This is a genomic window from Microcystis sp. LSC13-02 (assembly GCA_002282935.1).
GTDB lineage: Bacteria > Cyanobacteriota > Cyanobacteriia > Cyanobacteriales > Microcystaceae > Microcystis.
Genome location: MTBT01000037.1, coordinates 1 through 4747, shown reverse-complemented (window position 1 = coordinate 4747; position 4747 = coordinate 1). Strand labels below are relative to the sequence as shown.

Below are 4747 nucleotides of genomic sequence, written 5' to 3'. Positions count from 1 at the left end.
AAGCGATACCAGTTGGACACGATTGGGACAGATAGCTGTTAGCAAGATTCAGTTAATTCGTCGTTCTAACGGTTTAATTGTTTCTCACTAATTCATATAAAGCCGCCCTCCGCTATCGCTAAAGGGCGGGGTTTCAGACCCAGTTTTTCGATGAAAAAATAGAAACATCTCTTGACTCCAAAAAAGCGATAGCTATGTTGTTAAGGAAGGCAGTAGTCAGGAGATTATTTTATTTATTCCCCCCACTTCCTAATTCATAATTCCTAATTCCCACACCCTACACCCCACTCCCTACACCCTTCTCCCCACTCCCCGATCGCCTCATCCATGACTCAAGATAGTTTTCGCATCAGTTTTGCTCCCTTATCTTTGCAGGAAGTATATCAATTAGCCGATGATGGGGCTAATGGTGCTATTGTACTAATGAGTGGCACTGTACGGGAGCAAACCGACGGTAAACCGGTTATTTATCTTGATTATCAGGCCTACGAACCCATGGCAATCGAGGTTTTCCGGCAAATTGCCGGGCAAATTCGGCAAACCTGGCCCGATACCAATCGAGTTGTCATTCACCATCGCACCGGTAAGCTACAAATCGGTGAAATTAGCGTCCTAGTAGCGGTGGGTTGTCCCCATCGGGGGGAAGCTTTCGCAGCCTGTCGTTATGCTATTGATACTCTCAAGCATAATGCCCCCATCTGGAAAAAAGAATACTGGTCTGATGGTTCTAGTCAATGGGTTAGTATTGGCGCTTGTGAAACAGCGCCTTAGCTCTAATAACGCAAAATTAAGGCAATTTTTTGGTAATCGTTCAAGGAATCTTCATCGACTAAAGCTACACGTCCTCCCTTGGCCAATACCGCTTCGATAATTTCATCCACTGCATCATCGATTACCTCCGTACCACCGACGTTTTCCACCAGTATCAAATCACCCTTTTCGCTTAAAACCGCGGGTACATGGTAATTTTTCTCCACTAATAACAATTTTCCTCGACCTTCCTGCGCTAAACGCCACACTTCTCCCAGGGTAGAGATAACTTTTTGAGCGCTGACTGCCGCATCCAAAGCTTGCAGGGCTTCAGTTTTTTGAGTCTGACGCACTGAATGCATAATCGGCAATACTTGCGGAATTAATTCTGGCAGTGAGGTTTTATCAAAATTGCCGGTTAAAGTGTCAACAATTGCTGATGTGTACTGTGAAACTTCTTGAAAGAAGGAAATTTGACGAACCACTCCACCCACAATCAAAGGGGAAGAATCATCAATGTATTCACCCAGAGCTTTATCTACCTGTTGGAAAAATCGCCGGATTCTATCATCTAGATAACTGGTATCGGCATCAAAGGGCAGTGGTGCGGTAGCCCCCGGTCCGGTCATTTCTAAGGGAAAATTTTGATCGCAAATTTCTTCGAGAGTTTCTCCTGTAGCTGAGATTAAACGAGTAGAACCCTGACTTAATAGTAACAGCCAATAGGGTTGTTCTCGATGTAATCCATAAACTAAATCCCGTGTGGCAAAGGTTTTATCGATGACAACTCTTGCCTGGACAGAAAAAGGCAAGTTATAAAGCTTGGCAATATCCGGACCGATATAGAGAGCTAATCCATCTAGAGTATAAGGATAATCTATTTCAGCCACTAGACTATCGAGGCGATCGAACAAAGGTTCGATTTCACGTTTAGAGAATTCTTCCGATAATCGGCGCTTTGCTTCATCGACCAAATTTTTAACGAGAATAGGGTCTTGTTTGTTATCCGGTGAGGTGCGATGGGTGGGTAAGAGAATGGAAAGGGCGGGTATTTGAGTTAGGGATTGTAGTTTCTTAAGTTCTTGACGAGTAATCATTGATTTTAGCTTGATTGATAGGGTTAAGGCGCTAAAAATACTGGCTTTATCCAGATTTTCTCGATTTATTCAGTATTCCAGCTAACATTTTAGGGACAAAATGTAATTATATCTAGAAAATTAAGAATTTATACTGAATTGCTTTGGCAGAGATTGAGGGAATTTTTAACCGGAAAATAGGAATATTAAGGACTTAAGCAAAATTAATTAGGGTCTGCTGAAAAAGTTTTTCGGTGGGGGTTGGGGGTTGGGGGTTGGGGGTTGGGGGATGGGGGATGGGGGATGGGTTTTACCGATTTTCAGGTGGTCATCACTCCCATGCCTGGTACTTTTTGATTGACAAAAAGTCTAAAAGTCTTACCCAACAAGGTTTTTAGATTTATTCAGCAGACCCTAATTACACATTTCGATAAAGCTTTTGCCTTTTGCATGAGTGCCTCTTGCCTTTTGCATGAGTGCCTATCCTAACCAAGAAATTAATTTTGCACGACTACTGATTGATTTATCGATCGTCCACCATCAGGACAGAAAATATTAAGGATGGGTTTATTTACCCATCCTCGGAATAATTAGGCCGCTATGGCTGTTTTTTCTGCTGTTAATGCCTCTTGGCGTTGAAATTCGGCTAATTGTGCCATAATTTCATCCCGGACAATCTGACGGTATTCCAGGAAATGCTCGTTGTGGGCGCAGACAGTGATATAGTGTTCGGCATTGGCGGGATTATGGCGCAAAATACCGAATAAATTCTGCCAGAATTTCCAGCGAGTGGAACGTTTAAAGCCCTGTCGCCAGATAATTACCGCTAGGGCATAGATATCAGCCCGGCGAGGCAGTTTAAAGGCAGGTTTAGCTTTAGGTGCCCCTAATTTCAGGAAACAGCGATAGGTGCGATCGAGAAATACCTCCGGATCGTACAATTTCCAGAAGGCTTCAATATATTCTGTGGCAATATCTTCGATCGGCCGGGTGGGAACGAAATTCATTAGGGTACTTTGGTTAATGTCCTGTTTCCCCGTTAATCGTAGTCGTCCTTCTTTTTCCAAGCGAGTCCATAGGGCGGTATTGGGTAAAGCTTGTAACATTCCGAATAGAGCCGTGGGAATGGCCGCTTCTTCGACAAAATTAATAATGCGATCGGCCGCACCTTTTTTCTCGCCATCAAAACCGATGATAAATCCCGCCATAGGGCGCAATCCAGCTTTAATAATCTTTTCTACCGTCTCGGTTAACGAACTACGGGTATTTTGGAATTTTTTGGTTAATTGTAAACTTTCTTCGTCGGGGGTTTCAATACCTAAAAAGACCGCATCAAAGTAACAATCAACCATCATTTCCATTAATTCGAGATCGGCGGCCAAATCCACCGATGCTTCCGTGTTAAACCGGAAAGGATACTGGTGTTCTTCTTGCCAAACCTTTAATTCTTTGAGGAGTAATTTAACGTTGCGCTTGTTGCCAATAAAATTATCATCCACCATGAACACGCCCCGGCGCCAACCTAACTCGTAGAGATAATCTAATTCTTTTAATAATTGTGCAGGGGTTTTGGTGCGGGGTTTACGACCGTAGAGAACGATAATATCGCAAAATTCGCACTGGAAGGGACATCCGCGCGAGAATTGTACCGACATGGAATCATAAGCTTCAAAATCGAGCAGATCGTAGCGTGGGATCGGGGTAATTGTCACATCGGGTTTTTCTGTGGTGCGGAAAACACCTTTGGTTTCTCCTTTTGCCAATGCTTCCACAAACATCGGGATGGTGATTTCTCCCTCATCGAGAATCAGAAAATCGGCCTCGGCGACTTCGTGGGGGATAGAAGTGGGATAGGGACCACCCACGGCCACCAGTTTACCCCGTTGCTTGGCTTCGTGAATTTGCTCGATTAAATCTTGACGTTGGACAATCATGCTGGAAAGAATGACTATTTCGGCCCAGTCCCATTCTGCTTCTGTCACCGCCCGAATATTGCGATCGACCAGTTTAAATTCCCATTCCTGCGGTAAAATTGCCGCCACCGTCACCATACCAAGGGGAGGAAGTAAGACTTTGCGATCGACTAATTCCAGAATTTTGTTATAAGACCAGAAAGTCGGCGGAAAAACGGGATAAATCAGTAAGGCGCGCATATTCACTCCTCGCTCGATGGCGATCGATTCTTGACCTTTCGCTTGATTGTAATCTTTTTCGGTCAGGGATGGGAAAACCGTTATTTAGCCCTAGAACTAAGATCAGGCTTGATTTTCGGCCGCCATTGCCCACCCTTGACCCTGCCCCCATAAAAGTTTATGGTCAACATTAATAAAATTTATGTAAATAAATGTTGCATAGTTTGGGAAGTTATGTTACATTTAATATCAAGCACTTGAATCAAACGCAATTTTATTATAGGAAGGCAATTCACCATGGATAAGCAAGAAAACAAACTCGGCTTCACCGCTTTCGCTGAAAACTGGAATGGTCGTTTAGCCATGCTCGGTTTCGTTATTGGCGTAGCTACGGAATACTTAACCCACAAAGGCATCCTTGCTCAATTAGGCTTAATGTAATTTCAGCCTCGATTGCTGTGCATCTACAATCGTCTTGAATAAATTATCAAAAAAAGGGGGGGAGCATAGCTCTTTCCCTATTTTAGTTGCAGGCAGGCTGGGGATTGGGGAGTGAGGATCGTCGGAGCAGGGAGAAACAATCCATAACTTGGCAGTTAACCACACTATTAAAAACGGATTTGGTATTGTTGCCAGTTAAAATTAAAAATGCCTTTAAGCGATCGCATCCTGGCGGTAGATGATGTACCGGAAAATCGCTTACCGAAATTTTGGGTTAAAGCCCCGTCCTTTTAGGACGGCTTTTTAAACTATAGCTTGTTAACTTAACTTTTATTGTGCTATACTGAT

Annotated in this window: 4 protein-coding genes; 2 read left to right on the top strand and 2 right to left on the bottom strand. The window is 43.5% G+C overall.

From position 1 onward, the window contains the following. Positions 1–327: 327 nt before the first annotated feature. The gene (locus tag BGL89_RS02410; protein WP_286824250.1) at positions 328–771 is read left to right on the top strand and encodes a molybdenum cofactor biosynthesis protein MoaE; all 444 of its coding nucleotides are present in this window, start codon (positions 328–330) and stop codon (positions 769–771) included. Positions 772–773: 2 nt separating this feature from the next. Here the strand turns inward: BGL89_RS02410 and BGL89_RS02405 are convergent, their stop codons facing one another. Continuing rightward, positions 774–1847, bottom strand: a complete 1074-nt coding sequence (locus tag BGL89_RS02405) for an AOC03_06830 family ribosome hibernation factor (RefSeq protein WP_286824249.1) — start codon at positions 1845–1847, stop codon at positions 774–776. A 569-nt stretch (positions 1848–2416) separates the two neighbouring features. Next, positions 2417–3979 (bottom strand): B12-binding domain-containing radical SAM protein, encoded by a 1563-nt coding sequence (locus BGL89_RS02400; protein WP_286824247.1) that lies wholly within the window; start codon positions 3977–3979, stop codon positions 2417–2419. Between the two features lie 258 nt (positions 3980–4237). On the opposite strand from BGL89_RS02400, the gene BGL89_RS02395 reads away from it, so the two are divergent. Further along, positions 4238–4399, top strand: coding sequence for a CAB/ELIP/HLIP family chlorophyll-binding protein (locus BGL89_RS02395; RefSeq protein ID WP_487353236.1), 162 nt, complete (start codon positions 4238–4240; stop codon positions 4397–4399). Positions 4400–4747 lie beyond the last annotated feature (348 nt).

Bases quoted from the DNA above. Each gene is read 5' to 3' on its own strand.
- BGL89_RS02405 (WP_286824249.1), bottom strand. From the start codon at position 1,847: ATGATTACTCGTCAAGAACTTAAGAAACTACAATCCCTAACTCAAATA.
- BGL89_RS02400 (WP_286824247.1), bottom strand. From the start codon at position 3,979: ATGCGCGCCTTACTGATTTATCCCGTTTTTCCGCCGACTTTCTGGTCT.
- BGL89_RS02410 (WP_286824250.1), top strand. From the start codon at position 328: ATGACTCAAGATAGTTTTCGCATCAGTTTTGCTCCCTTATCTTTGCAG.